Origin of the sequence: Klebsiella sp. KTE92 (assembly GCF_000398905.1) — a bacterium.
GTDB lineage: Bacteria > Pseudomonadota > Gammaproteobacteria > Enterobacterales > Enterobacteriaceae > Klebsiella > Klebsiella variicola.
In genome coordinates, this window is the sequence record NZ_KB976100.1 from 4,166,876 (window position 1) to 4,185,983 (window position 19,108).

At 60.0% G+C, this 19,108-nt stretch carries 17 protein-coding genes; 11 read left to right on the plus strand and 6 right to left on the minus strand.

The window, feature by feature from the left end; all coding sequences use genetic code 11:
- Nucleotides 1-135 precede the first annotated feature (135 nt).
- A complete protein-coding gene (mltB, locus tag A1WC_RS06025; RefSeq protein WP_012540785.1) occupies nt 136-1,215 on the minus strand; it encodes a lytic murein transglycosylase B in 1,080 nt (359 codons plus the stop codon).
- Nucleotides 1,216-1,492: 277 nt separating this feature from the next.
- On the opposite strand from mltB, the gene A1WC_RS06020 reads away from it, so the two are divergent.
- The 7 genes from A1WC_RS06020 (at nt 1,493) to gutQ (ending at nt 6,475) form a co-directional block, all read left to right on the plus strand.
- Nucleotides 1,493-2,056, plus strand: a complete 564-nt coding sequence (locus A1WC_RS06020) for a PTS glucitol/sorbitol transporter subunit IIC (protein ID WP_016161686.1) — start codon at nt 1,493-1,495, stop codon at nt 2,054-2,056.
- Nucleotides 2,053-3,024, plus strand: a complete 972-nt coding sequence (locus tag A1WC_RS06015) for a PTS glucitol/sorbitol transporter subunit IIB (RefSeq protein WP_016161687.1) — start codon at nt 2,053-2,055, stop codon at nt 3,022-3,024. Before A1WC_RS06020 ends, A1WC_RS06015 begins: the two co-directional genes overlap by 4 nt.
- 13 nt (nt 3,025-3,037) lie before the next feature.
- Nucleotides 3,038-3,400 carry a PTS glucitol/sorbitol transporter subunit IIA gene (srlB, locus tag A1WC_RS06010; protein WP_008806160.1) on the plus strand — a complete coding sequence of 121 codons (363 nt, stop codon included), beginning with the start codon at nt 3,038-3,040 and terminating at the stop codon, nt 3,398-3,400.
- A gap of 12 nt (nt 3,401-3,412) precedes the next feature.
- Nucleotides 3,413-4,192, plus strand: coding sequence for a sorbitol-6-phosphate dehydrogenase (gene srlD / locus A1WC_RS06005; RefSeq protein WP_016161688.1), 780 nt, complete (start codon nt 3,413-3,415; stop codon nt 4,190-4,192).
- A 124-nt stretch (nt 4,193-4,316) separates the two neighbouring features.
- On the plus strand, nt 4,317-4,676 hold the full coding sequence (gene gutM / locus A1WC_RS06000; protein WP_016161689.1) for a transcriptional regulator GutM: 360 nt from the start codon (nt 4,317-4,319) through the stop codon (nt 4,674-4,676).
- A gap of 67 nt (nt 4,677-4,743) precedes the next feature.
- Nucleotides 4,744-5,517 (plus strand): glucitol operon DNA-binding transcriptional repressor SrlR, encoded by a 774-nt coding sequence (gene srlR / locus A1WC_RS05995; RefSeq protein ID WP_012540780.1) that lies wholly within the window; start codon nt 4,744-4,746, stop codon nt 5,515-5,517.
- Complete coding sequence (gene gutQ, locus A1WC_RS05990; RefSeq protein ID WP_016161690.1) at nt 5,510-6,475, plus strand: arabinose-5-phosphate isomerase GutQ; 966 nt, start codon at nt 5,510-5,512, stop codon at nt 6,473-6,475. The genes srlR and gutQ overlap by 8 nt, the downstream gene beginning before the upstream one ends.
- Here gutQ and norR read toward each other — a convergent pair.
- Nucleotides 6,438-7,988, minus strand: a complete 1,551-nt coding sequence (gene norR, locus A1WC_RS05985; protein WP_016161691.1) for a nitric oxide reductase transcriptional regulator NorR — start codon at nt 7,986-7,988, stop codon at nt 6,438-6,440. The two genes, gutQ and norR, sit on opposite strands and share 38 nt — an antisense overlap.
- Before the next feature lie 187 nt (nt 7,989-8,175).
- On the opposite strand from norR, the gene norV reads away from it, so the two are divergent.
- Both norV and norW read left to right on the plus strand, forming a co-directional pair.
- Entirely contained in the window at nt 8,176-9,630 is a 1,455-nt protein-coding gene (norV, locus tag A1WC_RS05980) for an anaerobic nitric oxide reductase flavorubredoxin (protein WP_008806166.1), read from the plus strand.
- Nucleotides 9,627-10,760: an NADH:flavorubredoxin reductase NorW gene (gene norW, locus A1WC_RS05975; protein ID WP_016161692.1), complete on the plus strand. Its 1,134-nt coding sequence runs from the start codon at nt 9,627-9,629 to the stop codon at nt 10,758-10,760. Before norV ends, norW begins: the two co-directional genes overlap by 4 nt.
- 96 nt (nt 10,761-10,856) lie before the next feature.
- On the opposite strand, the gene A1WC_RS05970 is transcribed toward norW, so the two are convergent.
- The 4 genes from A1WC_RS05970 to A1WC_RS05955 all read right to left on the minus strand — a co-directional run bounded on the left by A1WC_RS05970 (nt 10,857) and on the right by A1WC_RS05955 (nt 15,786).
- Complete coding sequence (locus tag A1WC_RS05970; RefSeq protein WP_016161693.1) at nt 10,857-11,870, minus strand: HoxN/HupN/NixA family nickel/cobalt transporter; 1,014 nt, start codon at nt 11,868-11,870, stop codon at nt 10,857-10,859.
- Entirely contained in the window at nt 11,867-14,101 is a 2,235-nt protein-coding gene (gene hypF, locus A1WC_RS05965; protein ID WP_016161694.1) for a carbamoyltransferase HypF, read from the minus strand. The genes A1WC_RS05970 and hypF overlap by 4 nt, the downstream gene beginning before the upstream one ends.
- An 8-nt stretch (nt 14,102-14,109) precedes the next feature.
- Nucleotides 14,110-14,637, minus strand: coding sequence for an electron transport protein HydN (gene hydN / locus A1WC_RS05960; protein ID WP_008806174.1), 528 nt, complete (start codon nt 14,635-14,637; stop codon nt 14,110-14,112).
- Nucleotides 14,638-14,772: 135 nt separating this feature from the next.
- Nucleotides 14,773-15,786, minus strand: a complete 1,014-nt coding sequence (locus A1WC_RS05955) for a LacI family DNA-binding transcriptional regulator (protein ID WP_016161695.1) — start codon at nt 15,784-15,786, stop codon at nt 14,773-14,775.
- A gap of 267 nt (nt 15,787-16,053) precedes the next feature.
- On the opposite strand from A1WC_RS05955, the gene ascF reads away from it, so the two are divergent.
- Together ascF and A1WC_RS05945 are read left to right on the plus strand one after the other, a co-directional pair.
- Nucleotides 16,054-17,496: a PTS cellobiose/arbutin/salicin transporter subunit IIBC gene (ascF, locus tag A1WC_RS05950; RefSeq protein WP_016161696.1), complete on the plus strand. Its 1,443-nt coding sequence runs from the start codon at nt 16,054-16,056 to the stop codon at nt 17,494-17,496.
- 26 nt (nt 17,497-17,522) lie between these two features.
- Nucleotides 17,523-18,947 (plus strand): 6-phospho-beta-glucosidase, encoded by a 1,425-nt coding sequence (locus tag A1WC_RS05945; RefSeq protein ID WP_016161697.1) that lies wholly within the window; start codon nt 17,523-17,525, stop codon nt 18,945-18,947.
- Nucleotides 18,948-19,108: the final 161 nt, after the last annotated feature.

Below are 19,108 nucleotides of genomic sequence, written 5' to 3' on the forward strand. Positions count from 1 at the left end.
GACAAGCTGTCATTGAACTCTCCCCCGGTCGCGCTGCGCTTACCGGGGCTACCAACCGGATACCAGACCGTAGCCCGGATAAGGCGCTACGCGCCGCTATCCGGGGTGGCGCGGAATCTGTCAGCCGGATGAAAATCAGTACCCGCCGCGGGCCTGCGAAACCGCCAGGCCCAGTTGCCAGACGGCCATCGCGTAGTGGGTGCTGTGGTTATAGCGGGTGATGGTGTAGAAGTTCGGCAGCCCGTACCAGTACTCATAGCCGGTGCCGACATCCAGCCGCAGCAGACTGGCCTGCTGATGGTTACCCAGCGGCTGGGTTGGGGTTAGCCCCGCCGCCGCAAGCTGCGACACGCTGTATTTGGTTTTGAAACCATTCTCCAGCCCCGGCGCCTGGCCCAGCGCCTGCACCGCCACCAAATCGCCGCTCACCCAACCATGCTGTTTGAAGTAGTTGGCCACGCTGCCGATCGCATCCACCGGGTCCCACAGGTTGATATGGCCGTCACCGTTAAAATCGACCGCATACTGCTTATAGGAGGACGGCATAAACTGGCCGTAACCCATCGCCCCGGCGAAAGAGCCTTTCAGATCCAGCGGGTCGTCGCTTTCGCTGCGCGCCATTAACAGGAAGGTTTCCAGCTCCGACGAGAAGTATTCAGCGCGGCGCGGGTAGCTAAATGACAAGGTCGCCAGCGCATCAAGGATGCGGGTTTTGCCCATCACCCGACCCCAGCGAGTCTCCACGCCGATAATGCCGACGATGATTTCCGGCGGCACGCCATAAACCTGATAAGCGCGGTTCAGCGCATCCTGATACTGGTTCCAGAACACCACGCCGTTCTGCACATTATCCGGGGTAATAAACTGTTTCTTGTAGCGCAGCCAGGCGCCGGTCGGCCCGGTCGGCGGCAGGCCGGTCGGCGCCTGACGATCCATCAGCCGCAGGACGTAATCCAGGCGCTTAGCCTGCGACAGGATCTCCTGCAGCTGCTGTCTGTCGAAGCCGTGCTTCGCCACCATCTTATCGATGAACTGCGCCGCCGCCGGATTGTTGGCGAAGTCGCCGCCCATCTGCATCACGTTATGCTGCGGTTCCAGCAAAAAGCCGCCGGTTCCACTCGCCATCTCCGTTTCCGCGGGGGTCTTGGGTTTGCTGCTGCAGGCAGCGAGGAGCACACAAAGGGGAAGTAAAGCCAGATAGCGACGCTTCAACATGGGAATTCCGTTTAACAAATTCAGCAAGGGATAATTATGGTAAAGCATGCGACGACCAACAAGAAAGCGACAATCCGTTTGTAGACAAAATAGTCCTTCATCGCCCCCTTCCCGGCATGCTGTCATGCGCCTCATCGTTTCATCTTCTTACCTCCAAACTTTCAAAATAAAATATTTATCTTTCATTTTGCGATCTATTTAACACTTTAAAACCTTTCAAAGTGATTAAAATCAGCCTGCAGTTAGCAAGAAAAATAACACGCTGAAGGAGAGAACAATGATTGACGTCGTTACCCACGGCGCGGAGTGGTTTATCGGCCTGTTTCAGAAAGGCGGCGAGGTATTTACCGGCATGGTGACCGGGATCCTCCCCTTACTGATCAGCCTGCTGGTGATCATGAACGCGCTGATCAACTTTATCGGCCAGCAGCGGATCGAAAAGCTGGCGCAGCGCTGCGCCGGCAACCCGCTTACCCGTTACCTGCTGTTGCCCTGCATCGGTACCTTTGTCTTCTGCAACCCCATGACCTTAAGCCTTGGCCGCTTTATGCCAGAGAAGTACAAACCAAGCTACTACGCGGCGGCCTCCTATAGCTGTCATTCGATGAACGGGCTGTTTCCGCATATCAACCCCGGCGAGCTGTTTGTCTATCTCGGTATCGCCAACGGCCTCACCACGCTGGGCCTGCCGCTTGGCCCGCTGGCGGTGAGCTACCTGCTGGTTGGCCTGGTAACCAACTTCTTCCGCGGTTGGATCACCGACCTGACCACCTCTATTTTCGAGAAAAAAATGGCGATTCAGCTTGCCCGGAAAGTGCATCTGTCAGGAGCGACATCATGACCCGCATTCGTATTGAGAAAGGCACCGGCGGCTGGGGCGGCCCCCTTGAACTCGACGTCGTCGAGGGCAAAAAGATCGTCTATATCACCGCCGGCACCCGCCCGGCGATCGTTGACCGCATCGCCAGCCTGACCGGCTGGCAGGCGGTGGACGGTTTTAAAGAGGGCGAACCGGCGGAAAGCGACATCGGCGTGGCGATTATCGACTGTGGGGGTACCCTGCGCTGCGGGCTCTATCCCAAGCGCCGTATCCCTACGGTGAATATCCATGCCACTGGCAAATCGGGGCCGCTGGCGCAGTATATCATCGAGGATATTTACGTCTCCGGGGTGAAAGAAGAGAACATCAAACTGCTGGAAGATAGCGGCGAGACGGCAGCGCAACCACTCCCTGCCGCGGGCCGCGATTATGACGCCAGCAAAAAGATCACCGAACAGAGCGACGGCCTGCTGGCGAAGGTCGGGATGGGGATGGGATCGGTGGTGGCGGTACTGTTCCAGGCCGGACGCGACACCATCGACACGGTGCTGAAAACCATTCTGCCGTTTATGGCCTTCGTCTCGGCGCTGATCGGCATCATCATGGCCTCCGGCATCGGCGACTGGATTGCCCATGGCCTGGCGCCGCTTGCCAGCCATCCGCTGGGGCTGGTGACCCTGGCGCTGATCTGCTCCTTCCCGCTGCTGTCGCCGTTTCTCGGCCCCGGCGCCGTTATCGCCCAGGTCATCGGCGTGCTGATCGGCGTCCAGATCGGCCTTGGCAACATTCCACCGCACCTCGCCCTGCCCGCGCTGTTTGCCATTAACGCCCAGGCCGCCTGCGATTTTATCCCGGTAGGCCTGTCGCTGGCCGAGGCCCGTCAGGATACCGTGCGCGTCGGCGTGCCGTCGGTGCTGGTCAGCCGCTTCCTCACCGGCGCGCCAACCGTGCTGATCGCGTGGTTCGTTTCCGGATTTATTTACCAGTAAGAGGTTCCTGAAGATGACCGTCATTTACCACACCACCATTACCCGCATCGGCGCCTGCGCGACGATGGCGCTGGAAGAGCAGATGCTGATCACCTTCCGCGAGGGCGCCCCGGCGGATATCGAAGAGTATTGCTTTATTCACAACCACGGCGAGCTTGCCGGCCCCCTGACGCCGGGCGCAGAGCTGCAGCTCGGCGACAGGCGTTATCCGGTGACCGCCGTCGGCGAGGTCGCCGAACAAAACCTGCGCGAGCTGGGCCACATCACCCTGCGCTTCGACGGCCATCGTGAAGCGGAGTTTCCCGGAACCGTTCACGTCGCCGGCCCGGTGCCGGATGCTATCGCGACCGGCTGCGTACTGAAATTTGTTGCTTAGAAGGAGAGAAAGATGAATCAGGTTGCTGTTGTCATTGGTGGCGGACAAACCTTAGGAGAGTTTCTGTGCCGCGGTCTGGCCGCCGAGGGGTACCGCGTGGCGGTGGTCGATATTCAAAGTGAAAAAGCCAGCCGCGTCGCCCAGGAGATCAACGCTGAATATGGCGAAGGCACGGCATACGGCTTCGGCGCCGACGCCACCAGCGAAGCCGGCGTCACTGCCCTGGCTCACGGGGTGGATGAGATTTTCACGCGCGTCGATCTGCTGGTGTACAGCGCCGGGATTGCCAAAGCGGCGTTTATTAGCGACTTCGCGCTGGGGGATTTCGACCGCTCGCTGCAGGTGAACCTGGTGGGCTATTTCCTCTGCGCCCGCGAGTTCTCGCGGCTGATGATCCGCGATGGCATTAAAGGTCGCATCATTCAGATCAACTCGAAGTCCGGCAAAGTGGGCAGTAAGCACAACTCCGGCTACAGCGCGGCGAAGTTCGGCGGCGTCGGGCTGACCCAGTCGCTGGCGCTGGATCTGGCGGAGTACGGTATTACCGTCCATTCGCTGATGCTCGGCAATCTGTTGAAATCGCCGATGTTCCAGTCGCTGCTGCCGCAGTATGCCACCAAACTCGGCATTGATGAGAGCGAAGTCGAGCAGTACTACATCGATAAGGTGCCATTGAAACGCGGCTGCGATTACCAGGATGTGCTGAACGTGTTGATGTTTTACGCCAGCCCGCAGGCGTCGTACTGCACGGGTCAGTCAATTAACGTTACCGGCGGCCAGGTGATGTTTTAAAAGGTTCCCGGATGGCGCTGCGCTTATCCGGGCTACAAAAATGTCGGTCGGGTCAGGCGCTAGCCGCCACCCGACAAAAAACGGTACCCGGGTTGTACCCGGTACCCCACTTTCAGGAGACATTATGGTTACCGCATTAATCACCGTCGCCGCTATCGCCTGGCTGACTCAGCTGGCTTTCGGCGGCTGGCAAATTCGCCGCTTCAATCGCGCTTTTGATAGCCTTTGCCAGCAGGGCCGCGTTGGCGTCGGCCGCTCCGCCGGGCGCTTTAAACCACGCGCGATTGTCGCTATCGCCGTCGATGAAAACGATCGTATTTGCGACACGCTGTTGATGAAGGGCCTCACCGTCTTTGCCAGCCCGCAAAAAATCCCCACGCTTAGCGGTAAACATCTCAAGGAATTGCAGCCTGATGTGATCTTTCCCAATGATCCGCTCTGTCAGAATGCACTATCATTAGCGCTTAATCCGAAACATGCATAATTTCGTTGTGAAAGTTAATATCTTGCGAAATTATCACTTCGAAACTTAAACGCAGGATACAACGCCTATGAAACCACGTCAGCGCCAGGCAGCCATTCTCGAGCACCTGCAATCGCAGGGCAAATGCTCGGTCGAAGAGCTGGCGCAACACTTCGACACCACCGGCACCACTATCCGCAAGGATCTGGTGATTCTGGAGAATGCCGGGACCGTCATCCGCACCTACGGCGGCGTAGTGTTGAATAAAGACGAGGCCGACCCGCCTATCGACCACAAGACGCTGATCAACACCCACAAGAAAGCGCAGATTGCCGAGGCCGCCGTGCGCTACATCCACGATGGCGATTCAATCATCCTCGACGCCGGCAGCACCGTGCTGCAGATGGTGCCGCTGCTGAGCCGCTTCAATAACATCACGGTGATGACCAACAGCCTGCATATCGTCAACGCCCTTTCCGAGTTCGATAACGAGCAGACCATCCTGATGCCGGGTGGGACCTTCCGTAAAAAATCGGCTTCATTCCACGGCCAGCTGGCGGAAAACGCATTCGAACAATTCAGCTTCGACAAGCTGTTTATGGGCACCGACGGCATTGATCTGGTGGCGGGCGTCACCACCTTTAACGAGGTCTATACCGTCAGTAAGGCGATGTGTAACGCCGCCCGCGAAGTGATCCTGATGGCCGACTCATCCAAGTTTGGCCGTAAAAGTCCCAACATTGTCTGCGGCCTTGAACGCGTGGATAAATTGATTACCGATGCCGAGATTGACCCTGAATTCCAGCGGGCGCTGGAAGCCAAAGGTATTGAAGTCATTATTACTGGAGAACATCATGAGTAACTTTTTGTTAGAGGCCGGACGCCAGACCCTGATGCTTGAGCTGCAGGAGGCGAGCCGCCTGCCGGAACGCCTGGGCGACGACTTCATCCGCGCGGCGGAAACCATCATCCACTGCGAGGGCAAACTGATTGTCTCCGGTATCGGTAAATCCGGCCACATCGGTAAAAAGCTGGCGGCAACCTTCGCCAGCACCGGCACCCCGGCCTTTTTCGTCCATCCGGCGGAAGCCCTGCACGGCGATCTCGGTATGCTCGATAGCCGCGACGTGATGCTGTTTATCTCCTACTCCGGTAGCGCAAAAGAGCTGGATCTCATCGTGCCGCGGCTGGAAGAGAAATCCATTCCTCTGCTGGCGATGACCGGCAAATCCACCTCGCCGCTGGCGCTGGCGGCGAAAGCGGTGCTGGATATCGCCGTGGAGCGCGAAGCCTGTCCGATGCATCTGGCGCCGACCTCCAGCACCGTTAACACGCTGATGCTGGGCGACGCGCTGGCGATGGCGGTGATGCAGGCGCGCGGTTTCAATGAAGAAGATTTCGCCCGTTCCCACCCGGCGGGCGCCCTCGGCGCGCGTCTGCTGAACAAAGTGCATCACCTGATGCGCCGCGACGAAGAAGTGCCGCGGGTCAATACCGAGGTTAACGTCATGGACGCCATGCTTGAACTAAGCCGAACCGGACTCGGCCTGGTGGCGGTATGCGATGAAACCAACCGCGTGCAGGGCGTTTTCACCGACGGCGACCTGCGCCGCTGGCTGGTTGCTGGCGGTACGCTCAACGATAGCGTCACTCGGGCGATGACCCGCAACGGCGTAACGCTGCAGGCGGAAAGCCGCGCGGTGGAAGCCAAAGAGCGGCTGATGAAACACAAAATCAGCGCCGCGCCGGTCGTGGATGAAAACGGTCAACTGGTCGGCGCCATCAACCTGCAGAACTTTTACCAGGCGGGGATCCTTTAAGTCCCAGACGTTTCGCCAGCCGATGCAGGTTGGCGACGTCCAGTTCCAGCGCACGGGCGGTCGCCGCCCAGTTGCGCTGGTTCGCCTCCAGCGCGCGGCTAATTGCTTCTCGTTGAAAAGATTCGGTCGCCTCGCGCAGATTGACGTTTCCCGTCGCCGGCACCGCTGCCGCCGTCTCAGTCGGCAACATCGGCGCGGCCACCGCAAACTGGAAATGCTGCGGCTCCAGCACCACTTCATCGCCGGCCTGGGTGGCCCGCGCCAGCACCACCGCCCGGTGAATAGCATGCTCCAGTTCGCGCACGTTGCCCGGCCAGGACCACTGCTGCAGCCTGTTTCGCGCCGCCTCAGCCAAAATGACCCGCGCCAGCCCCATCCGCAGGCGGCACTGCTCACAGAAATAGCCCGCCAGCAACACCACATCGTTTTCCCGTTCGCGTAGCGCCGGAACCGACAGCGGGAAGACGCTCAGCCGATGGTACAGATCGGCGCGAAAGCGCCCTTCCACCACCTCCTGGCGCAGATCGCGGTTCGTCGCCGCCAGCACCCGCACATCGACCCGCAGACTGCGGTCATCGCCGACGCGCTGAATATCGCCATACTGCAGCACGCGCAGCAGCTTCGCCTGCAACGCCAGCGACAGTTCGCCAATTTCATCAAGGAACAGGGTGCCGTTATCAGCCATCTCAAATTTACCGCTGCGGTTGCTGATAGCCCCGGTAAACGCCCCTTTCACATGGCCAAACAGCTCGCTCTCCGCCACGCTTTCCGGCAGCGCCGCGCAGTTGAGATAGACCAGCGGGTTAGCCGCCCGCGGAGAGCCCTGATGCACTGCCTTCGCCACCAGCTCTTTCCCGGTGCCGGTTTCGCCGCTGATCAGCACGTTTAAATCCGAGGCGGCGACGATATCGATCTCTTTTTTCAGCTGCAGCATGGGCGCTGACAGGCCGATAATCTCCTGACGCTCAGGCTGCGCGTCATTCACCGGTTGCACCGGCAACACGTTTTGCGCCTCAAGGCGGGCAATAAGCAGCGCGTTATTCAATGCCCCGGCCACCAGCGCGGCAATCAGCCGCAGCTCTTCATCGCTGAAGCTATCGAAACGGTCAGCATCCATGCCGTCAAGAGTCAGCGCGCCAATCAGCGTCTGCCCGGCAAACAGCGGCAGGCCAACGCAGGCGTGAACCTTCAGGCTCTCATGACCGGGGATCAGCCCGTCATAGGGGTCGGGCAAGTCGCTATCCGCCGGGAAGCGCACCACATCCCCGGCACGCGCAATCGCCTCAAGCCGCGGGTGTCCTTCCAGGGCAAAGCGCCGACCAAGCACATCCTGCGCCAGGCCATCGATCGCCAGCGGCACAAACTGATGCGCCTCATAGCGCAGCAGCGCCGAGGCATCGCAGCCGAGGATCTGCCGCAGGGTAGTAATCAGGCGCGAAAAGCGGTCGGTGTGACCAATATCGCTTTGTAAATCAATGGCGATTCTCGCCAGCTCGTCGACGGAAAAACTCATTGCCGCTCCATTGTCATTTTGACAACACGCATTGTCATATCGACTATTTTAGCCATTGTCATTTTGACAGCAACCAAAATCAGAAAAAATTAAAAATAGCTAATTATCAATGAATTAAAAAGTTGGCATGCAACTTGATATAAGCCAGTCAACTGAGTTTAAACACACTGTATTGATTGAGGTTGCTATGTCTATTGCGGTTAAAAATAACATTCTTTGGGTTGGCCAACGTGACTGGGAAGTGCGTGATTTCCACGGCACCGAATATAAAACGCTGCGCGGCAGCAGCTACAACAGCTATCTCATCCGCGAAGAGAAAAACGTGCTGATTGATACCGTCGATCATAAATTCAGCCGCGAGTTCGTGCAGAACCTGCGCAGCGAAATCGATCTGGCCGACCTCGACTATATCGTCATTAACCACGCCGAAGAGGACCATGCCGGCGCGCTGACTGAGCTGATGATGCAGATCCCGGATACGCCGATTTACTGCACCGCCAACGCCATCGACTCGATCAACGGCCACCATCATCATCCGGAGTGGAACTTCCACGTGGTGAAAACCGGCGATACTCTCGATATCGGTAATGGTAAACAGCTGATCTTCGTGGAAACGCCGATGCTGCACTGGCCTGACAGCATGATGACCTACCTGACCGGCGACGCGGTGCTGTTCAGCAACGACGCCTTCGGCCAGCACTACTGCGACGAACACCTGTTCAACGATGAAGTGGACCAGATTGAACTGTACGAACAGTGCCAACGCTACTACGCCAACATCCTGACGCCCTTCAGCCGCCTGGTGACGCCGAAAATTACTGAAATCCTCGGCTTCAACCTGCCGGTGGAGATGATTGCCACCTCCCACGGCGTGGTCTGGCGCGATAACCCGACGCAAATCGTCGAGAAATACCTCGAGTGGGCGGCGGATTATCAGGAAGATCGCATCACGATTTTCTACGACACCATGTCCAACAACACCCGTATGATGGCGGACGCCATTGCCCAGGGGATCACCGAAGTTGACCCGCGGGTGGCGGTAAAAATCTTCAACGTCGCCCGCAGCGACAAAAACGACATTCTCACCAACGTTTTCCGCTCGAAAGGCGTGCTGGTGGGCACCTCCACCATGAACAACGTGATGATGCCGAAAATCGCCGGGCTGGTGGAAGAGATGACCGGGCTGCGTTTTCGCAATAAACGCGCCAGCGCCTTTGGCTCACACGGCTGGAGCGGCGGCGCGGTAGACCGCTTGTCCACCCGCCTGCAGGATGCCGGCTTTGAGATGTCGCTGAGCCTGAAAGCCAAATGGCGCCCGGATATCGACGCGCTGGAACTGTGCCGCCAACACGGACGCGATATCGCTCGTCAGTGGGCCCTCTCGCCGCTGCCGGTTGCTGAAGCAGCGACAACGCCGGAACAACAGGACTGTGCCTGTGCCGCCGCCGCGGCCGCGGCCGCTGACCTCGGTCCCATGATGCAGTGCAGCGTGTGCCAGTGGGTCTATGACCCGGCGAAAGGCGAACCTAACCAGGATGTCCAGCCGGGTACGCCGTGGAGTGAAGTGCCGGACAATTTCCTCTGCCCTGAGTGTTCTCTTGGCAAAGATGTCTTTGACGTACTGGCGACGGAGGCAAAATGAGTGATGGCATCGTCATCATCGGCTCGGGCTTCGCGGCCCGACAGCTGGTGAAAAATATCCGTAAGCAGGATACGCAAATCCCGCTGACCTTAATCGCCGCCGATAGCATGGATGAATACAACAAACCCGACCTCAGCCATGTCATCAGCCGCGGGCAGAAGGCCGACGATCTGACCCTGCAAAGCGCCGGCGAGTTCGCCGAGCAGTATAATCTGCGTCTGTTTCCCCATACCTGGGTGAGCGATATCGACGCCGAAAAACGGTTAGTGAAGAGCCAGGATAACCAGTGGCGCTATGACAAACTGGTGCTGGCCACCGGGGCGACGCCGTTTATCCCCCCGGTACCGGGACGCGAGCTGATGCTGACGCTGAACAGCCAGCGCGAATACGGCACGGCGCAGAGCCAGCTGCACGACGCGAAGCGCGTGCTGATCGTCGGCGGCGGCCTGATTGGCTGCGAACTGGCGATGGATTTCTGCCGCGCCGGTAAAGCGGTAACGGTAGTCGATAACTCAGCCAGCTTGCTGGCGGCGCTGATGCCGCCGGAGGCCAGTAGCCGCCTGCAGCATCGGCTTACCGAGATGGGCGTACATCTGATGCTCAAGGCGCAGCTTGAGGGGTTAGAGCAAACCGCCGACGGCATTCGCGTCAGTCTCGACCGCCAGCGCGCGATAACCGTCGATGCGGTGGTGGCCGCCGCCGGCCTGCGCCCGGAAACGTCGCTGGCGCGCCATGCCGGATTGCAGATTAACCGCGGCGTGGTGGTCAATAACCAACTGCAAACCAGCGACCCGGCGATTTATGCGCTCGGCGACTGTGCGGAAATCAACGGTACGGTACTGCCGTTCCTGCAGCCGATTTTACTCAGCGCCATGTGCCTGAGTAAAAACCTGCTGGCGCAGGCGGGGGAACTCAAGCTGCCGCCAATGCTGGTGAAAGTGAAAACCCCGGATCTGCCGCTGCATCTGGCCGGCGACACCCGCCGCGACGATCTGACGTGGAATATCGTGGCCGCCAAAGAGGGGCTGGTGGCGAAAGGCCTGGATGCAGAGAATCAACTGCGTGCCTTTGTGGTCAGCGAAGACAAGATGAAAGAAGCCTTTGCGCTGCTCAAGCAACTGGTGAGTTGATGGTTTTCCCGGCTTGCGGCGTAAACGCCTTAGCCGGGCTACGGTATTGTCCTGGTAGCCCGGCTTAGCGCAGCGCAAGCCGGGAAAATGCTGCAGCTAACGCGCCAGATTGTCGTAGCCGCGCCAGCGGTAGTTAAGCACCGACAGCGCCCAACAGGCGACAAACAACCCGACCACCACAAATCCGGCATCGCCAAGGTTATCGTTTAACATCCCCACCCAGCGCCATATCCCGCCACTGAGCGCAAACTTATCCATTAGCAGGCCCAGCGCTTCCAGGCCGCCGATAAACAGCGCCACCACCACCGAGGTGCCGGTGATGGTCATATTGTAATAGAGCTTGCGCTGCGGTTTGCTGAACGCCCAGCCGTAGGCGCCGACCATCAGCACGTTATCGAGGGTATCCACCAGCGCCATACCGCTGGCGAACAGCGCCGGGAAGACCATAATCGACCAGACGGAAATCCCGCTCGACGCGCCAGCGGCGGAGATACCCAGCACACCGATTTCGGTAGCGGTATCAAAACCGAGGCCGAACAGGAAGCCGACCAGGTACATCTGCCAGCTGCGGCTGACCAGACGGAAGGTTTTACCAAACAGCCAGCTCATTATGCCGCCGCCGCTGACGATTTCGTCGCTCACCTTCTCACCGCGCTTCCACGCCCGAAAGCTGCGCCACACGCTGCGTAAAATCACCAGGTTGATAAAAGCCATCGCCAGTAAAAACAGGGCCGACACGGCGGTGCCGATGACGCTACCGGTGTCATGCAGCCAGCTCATCTGCGCGCTGAAGGCCGTGGCGGTCGCGGCAATCGCCGCCGAGGCCAATACCACAATCGATGAGTGGCCCAGCGAGAACCAGGCCCCGACGGCGAAAGGCCGCCGCCCCTGCTGCATCATTTTGCGGGTCACGTTATCAATCGCCGCGATGTGGTCGGCATCCACCGCGTGGCGCAGACCGTAGCCCCAGGCCAGAAGGCTGGCGGCCATCAGCGCGCCGCTGTCGCCAAAGGCCTGCAGCGCCCAGCACCAGGCCAGTAAGTTCGCCGCGATCAACCCCAACACCAGTCCCGCAGCGCGCGGCTGCTGGCGTAAAACTGTCATTATCATTGTTGTGTTCCTTGAGCCTGCCCGCGGGCGGCGGCGATCACCGCCTGACCATATGCGATTGCGCCGTCGCCGGCCGGCAACTGCTGCGCAAACAGCAGAGTAAAATCCGCCAGATAAAAGGTCAATCGCGCCGCCAGCAGGCGGTTATGCAGCACCCCGCCGGTGCAAACTATCGTGTCGATGCCGCGAGCGGTGGCGCAGTCGCAGGCCATCGCCGCCAGCCCACAGGCCAGGGCGTCATGGAAGGCCCAGGCTTTCTGCGCCGGGGTCGCCTGCCAGTTCAGCCACCGTCGCCAGAAGGTTGCTAAGTCCAGCGCGTCGTCGCGCCACGGCAGCGTAACCGGGTGGCTGACGCCGGGGCAGCTGGCGGCCAGCGCCTCCAGCCGACAGGCTGCTTCGCCTTCATAGCTCAGGCTCTCCGGCGCACAATCCAGCGCGCAGGCAACGGCATCAAACAGCCGTCCGCAGGACGAGGCGCGTGGCGCGTTAATGCCGCGATCGATGGCCTGCGCCAGCAGCGGCCAGTTGCGCTGGCGGAGGGGGGCGGTCTGCGGATAATCCTGCCAGTCAGGGACAAAGGCCAGGCACTGAGCCAGCAGATTTCGCCACGGCTGGCGCGCTGCCAGGTCACCGCCCGGCAGCGCGACGGCCGGCAACCCGCCAAGATGTTCGCACTGGCGATAGTTAACCCGCAGGCACTCCCCGCCCCACAGCGCGCCGTTCTCCCCCATGCCGATGCCGTCGAGGGTCAGGGCGATAACGTCGCCGCCGTCAAGCGGCCAGCGGTGCTCGGCCAGGCACGCCGCAGCATGAGCATGGTGATGCAGCACCGTCTCCACCGGCAGCGACAGGGACGCCGCCCACTGCGTTGAACGATAGCCGGGATGGGCATCAACCACCACCCGCTGCGGCACAAACGCGTAAATGCTTTGCATCAGTTGCAGGGTGCTGTGCCACTGCTGTTCAACGCCTTCCTCGCCAAGATCGCCAAAGTGCTGGCTCAGCACCGCTTCGCTGCCGCGCGCCAGGCAGAAGGTATTTTTCATATCCGCGCCGAGAGCCAGTAGCGGCGGGATGTCTTGTAGCCCCGGCGGCAGCGGCAGCGCATCCGGAACGTAGCCCCGGGCGCGGCGCAGCATTTCACCGCTTGACCGCACCAGCGAATCATCCATTCGCTGCAGGATGTCGCGATTATGCAAGAGAAAGCCGTCGGCAATGTCGGCTAAGTCGTTGAGCGCCTGAGCATTACTTAACGCCGGCGGACGGCCGCTAAGGTTGCCGGAGGTCATGACGATGGGGCGCGCCAGGGCCTGCAGAAGCAAATGCTGCAGCGGATTAGACGGCAGCATCACCCCTACTTCCGCAAGTCCTGGCGCAATCTCGTCACACAGGCCGGAGACCTGCGCTTTAGCAATCAGTACGATGGGCGCCGCCGGGGAGCCCATCAGCGCCGCGGCGTCGGCGGGTAAGCCCGCCGCTGACGGCAACATCACCGCCAGCGGTTTCGCCGGACGGTGTTTCCTCGCCCGCAGCGTGGCAACGGCAGCGGGATTACCGGCATCGCAGGCCAGATGAAAGCCGCCGATGCCTTTTATCGCCACGATGTCGCCTGCCGCCAGCCGCGTGATGGCCGCCTGCAGCGCCGCCTCGCTGTTCAGCGTTTCCCCCTCTGCCCGCCATTCCAGCCGCGGTCCGCAGTCGGGGCAGGCCACCGGCTGGGCGTGAAAACGGCGATCCGCAGGATCGCGGAACTCCGCCTCACAAGGGGAACAGAGCGGGAACGGCGCCATTGCGGTGAAAGGCCGGTCGTAGGGCATGGCGCGGATAATGGTTAACCGCGGCCCGCAGTGGGTGCAGTTGATAAAGGGGTAGCGGTAGCGGCGCGCCCGGGGATCGTTCATCTCCGCGAGGCACGCCGGACAGGTCGCGGCATCGGGCACGATCTGAGTGCGCATGCATCCCGCCCCGCTCTCGCGGATGGTGAAATCCTGCGGCGTGGCCGTCCAGCAATAAGGGGTGCAGTCGGTGCTGTCGATACGCGCCAGCGGCGGGCAGTGGTCAGCCAGGGCGGCAGTAAAACCATCGTCGCCCCCGGCCAGCCGCACGAGGACGCCGTCACCGTCATTACAGACATCGCCGCAGCGGGCCTGCCTCCGGGCCAGCTGCCAGACAAAGGGGCGGAACCCCACCCCCTGCACTTTACCGCGAATGCGGATTTGCACCCCGTTCATGCCACGACTTACCAGGCCAGCGCCGTACGGCGACGTTTCTCGATATTCATCTGCTCCAGCTTGTTGCGGTCAACGCACACCAGGGCGTGCGTCGGGCAGACTTCCATGCAGGCCGGGCCGCTCTCGCGGTGGAAGCAGAGGTCGCACTTGTTGGCTTCGGCTTTCTCCGCCACGACGTTCAGTCCGGCACCGCTATGGCGGATCACCGGGCGCACCACCACCTCCATCGCCCCGTACGGGCAGGCAACAACGCAGGTTTTGCAGCCGATGCAGCGCTCCTGCATCACATGGACAAAGCCTTTATCGCGGCTGATGGCGCCGTTCGGGCAGACGTTGGCGCAGGGGGCGTCTTCACACTGACGGCAGGCGGTCGCCGTGGAGACATTGACCCCTTTGATCACGTGAATACGCGGTTGAAAGGTGTGAGGCGTCAGGGCGGCGCAATCCTGATGTTCCTGATGGGACACCACGCAGGCCACTTCGCAAGTGCGACAGCCGATACATTTGCTCGCATCGGCGATAATGAAACGGTTCATCCATTTCTCCAGCAGTAAGAAGGTTAGGCGCCGGAGTATGCATAATACGTTCCAGTTTTTATATTATTGATAGTTAAGAGAATTAAATCGAATATTTGCTGTCATCGTCAGTAGTGACGATGACAGCTGACGACGTCAGGCACAGGGACCCGCCACCAGTGAATCACGCTCAATTAGCGCCCCGGGGAAGCTCTGCTGAAAGTTGAATTCCCCACCATCCAGCATAAATATCAGCCGATTGATGCTCTCTTTAATCATCTCCGTCACCGGTACCCGAACGCTGGCGAGCGACGGCACCATATACGGCGCCAGCACAATATCGTCAAACCCCACCACCGAGACCTGATCCGGAACCTTTACGCCCAGCTGGTGAAGCTGCTTCATCGCCCCGATAGCCATATCGTCATTGCTCGCCACCAGCGCGCTGTAGGTCACCCCGCGCTGACGCAGGCTCTCCACCGCCGCCGCGCCGGTTTCCGGCGTCCAGCGCCCCTCCGCGATGAGCGCCTCGTTCAGGGCGATGCCGTGGCCAGCCAACGCGTCTTTGTAGCCGGCAAGGCGTTCGACGCCGGTGGGTGAGTCAAGGGAGCCGGTAATAAAGGCGATATCGCGATGGCCAAGCGCAATCAGCCGCTCCACCACCCGCATCGCCGAGGCTTTTTGATCGGACCAGACGCAGTGGCTGGCGTGGCGGCGCAGGCGGCGATTAAGCACCATGATCGGCTGCGAGTGGTTCTCAACGATCTCGTCCATCTCGTCAACAGTGAGAAAGCGCGGGTAGATGATGATCGCATCGCAGCGCAGGTCCAGCAGGTACTGGATCGCCTCCCGCTCCTCTTGCGCGCTGTGCTTGCCGTCGGCCAGGATCAGCTGTCGTCCCTTGTCTTCCGTCATCCGCGCCACGTGATACAGCAGCTCGCTGAAATAGACGCCGTGGTACAGGGTGTTGGTCACTACCAGGCCCAGGGTTTGCGTCGTTTTAGTCGCCAGGTTGCGCGCCAGCAGATTAGGCCGGTAGCCGCTCTCCGCCACCGCCTTAAACACCCGGTCTTTGGTCTCCTGACTGACATAGCCGTTGCCCGACAGTACCCGCGAAACGGTTGCCTTCGATACCCCCGCGCGCTTTGCGACCTCCAGCATCGTTGCCATGTGATTCTTCCTGTTGCAAAAGTTGCAGGCAGTGTACTGCACGTTTCCCGCTTTTACAGCATTCCCCTGTTCACCACCGCGATCCGGCTCACGGCGACGCTTCGCGATCAAAATCACAAAATTGAGATCATCTTTTTTTATTCCTTGTGCAATCAAATGAAACTCACCATGATTTTGTGGAACCGGTTTCCTATATAAACATGGTATCGCCCGGCGATGCGGCGCGGTAGCAGATCAGTACCCTATTGATAAACAGGATAAAATCCGATGTCGAAAAATTATGCAGCCCTGGCGCAACAGATAGTCGCGGCAATCGGCGGAGTCGATAACGTCGCCGCCGTGACCCACTGCATGACCCGTCTGCGCTTCGTGGTCAAAGACGACGAAAAGGTCGATAGCCCCACCCTGAAAGGCCTGACCGGGGTACTCGGCGTTGTGCGCAGCGATAACCAGTGCCAGGTGATCATCGGCAATACCGTTTCCCAGGCCTACCGCGAGGTCGTGAATCTGCTGCCTGGCGACCTGCGCCCGGCTGAGCCGCAGGGCAAAGCGCCGCTAACCCTGAAACGCATCGGCGCCGGGATCCTTGACGCGCTGATCGGCACCATGTCGCCGCTGATCCCGGCGATTATCGGCGGATCGATGGTCAAGCTGCTGGCGATGATCCTCGAGATGAGCGGCGCGTTGCCGAAAGGCTCACCGACGCTGACCCTCCTGACGCTTATCGGCGACGGCGCGTTTTTCTTCCTGCCGCTGATGGTGGCCGCCTCCGCGGCGGTGAAATTCAAAACCAATATGTCGCTGGCTATCGCCATCGCCGGGGTGCTGGTGCATCCCGGGTTTATCGAATTGATGGCCAAAGCCGCCCAAGGCGAACACGTTGAATTCGCCTTTATTCCGGTTACCGCGGTGAAATACACCTACACGGTGATCCCGGCGCTGGTGATGACCTGGTGCCTGTCGTATATCGAGCGCTGGGTGGATCGCATTACCCCGGCGGTGACGAAAAACTTCCTTAAGCCGATGCTGATCGTGCTGATCGCCGCCCCGCTGGCGATCCTGCTGATTGGCCCGCTGGGCATCTGGATCGGTAGCGCCATTTCCGCGCTGGTGTATACGATCCACAGCTATCTCGGCTGGCTGTCGGTGGCGATCATGGGCGGGCTGTGGCCACTGCTGGTGATGACCGGGATGCACCGCGTCTTTACGCCAACCATCATTCAGACCATCGCCGAAACCGGCAAAGAGGGCATGGTGATGCCATCGGAGATCGGCGCCAACCTGTCGCTGGGCGGATCGTCGCTGGCGGTGGCGTGGAAAACCAAAAACCCGGAGCTGCGCCAGACGGCGCTGGCCGCCGCGGCATCGGCGATTCTGGCCGGGATTTCCGAACCGGCGCTGTACGGCGTGGCGGTGCGCCTGAAGCGCCCGCTGATCGCCAGCTTAATCAGCGGCTTTATCTGCGGCGCGGTGGCGGGAATCGCCGGTCTGGCCAGCCATTCGATGGCGGCGCCAGGGCTGTTTACCAGCGTGCAGTTTTTCGATCCAGCCAATCCGATGACTATCGTCTGGGTATTTGGCGTGATGGCGCTGTCGGTGGTGCTGTCGTTTGCCCTGACGCTGATCCTCGGCTTTGAAGATATTCCCGTTGAACAGGCCGCTGCCGACGCCAGAGCGCGCCAGGCCCGGGCCCAGGCATCCCACGCCTGAACACACAATTGATAATGAGGTAATGCATGGCGAGTTTCCCACAGGGATTTTTATGGGGCGGCGCACTGGCCGCCAACCAGTCTGAAGGCGCTTATCTTGAAGGCGGTAAGGGGCTGACCACCGTGGATACCCTCCCCCACGGCGCCCACCGCCTGCCGGTAAAATTAGGCCTGGAGAAGCGCTTTACGCTGCGTGAAGACGAATTTTACCCCAGCCATGAGGCGATCGATTTTTACCATCGCTATAAAGAAGATGTTGCCCTGATGGCCGAGATGGGGTTCAGCGTCTTTCGCACCTCCATCGCCTGGAGCCGCCTGTTCCCGCGCGGCGACGAGCAGCAGCCGAATCCGCAGGGCATCGCCTTCTATCGCTCACTGTTTGAGGAGTGCAAAAAGCACGGTATCGAGCCGCTGGTCACGCTGTGTCATTTCGACGTGCCGATGCATCTGGTGATGAAGTACGGCTCCTGGCGCAACCGCAAAATGGTGGATTTTTTCAGCCACTACGCCCGCACCTGCTTTGAAGCTTTTGACGGTCTGGTGAAATACTGGCTCACCTTCAATGAAATCAACATCATGCTGCACAGCCCCTACTCCGGCGCCGGGCTGGTGTTTGAAGAGGGTGAAAATCAGGAGCAGGTGAAGTACCAGGCCGCGCATCACGAGCTGGTGGCCAGCGCGCTGGCGACAAAAATCGCCCATGAGATTAACCCGCAAAATCAGGTCGGCTGCATGCTGGCGGGCGGCAATTTCTATCCTTACTCCTGCAAGCCGGAAGATGTGTGGATGGCGCTGGAGAAGGACCGCGAAAATCTGTTCTTTATCGACGTCCAGGCGCGCGGCGCCTATCCGGTGTGGGCCGCGCGGGTGTTCCGGGAAAAAGGGGTCACGATTGCGAAACAGCCGGGCGATGACGAGATCCTCAAAAACACCGTCGATTTCGTCTCCTTTAGCTACTATGCGTCGCGCTGCGCCTCGGCGGAGATGAACGCCAGCAACACCAATGCCGCCAATATCGTCAAGTCGCTGAAGAACCCGCACATCCCGGCCAGCGAATGGGGCTGGGGCATCGACCCGCTGGGCCTGCGCATCACCATGAACATGATGTATGACCGCTATCAGAAACCGCTGTTCCTGGTGGAAAACGGGCTTGGCGCCCGCGATGAGATCGATGCCAATGGCGACATCAATGACGACTATCGCATCAGCTACCTGCGCGAGCACATCAGGGCAATGCGCGACGCAATCGGCGACGGTATTCCGGTGCTGGGCTACACCAGCTGGGGCTGCATCGATCTGGTCTCGGCGTCAACCGGCGAGATGAGCAAGCGCTACGGCTTTGTCTATGTCGATCGCGACGATGCCGGCAACGGCACCCTGGCGCGTAAGCGTAAAAAGTCATTCTTCTGGTACCAGAAGGTGATAGCCAGCAACGGCGCCGATCTCGACTAAGCGTCCTCGCCCACGCGCGCCCATTCCCCGCGATAAACGGGGGACGGGCGTCTGCTTTCTGTTGCATCTATTACATGCTTTTTTCTCGAGCCTGATTCCAGTTTCTGGTTTGCCTCCTGTTCACAATAACTGGTATTTTATCCAGTACTTTTACAGGGGTA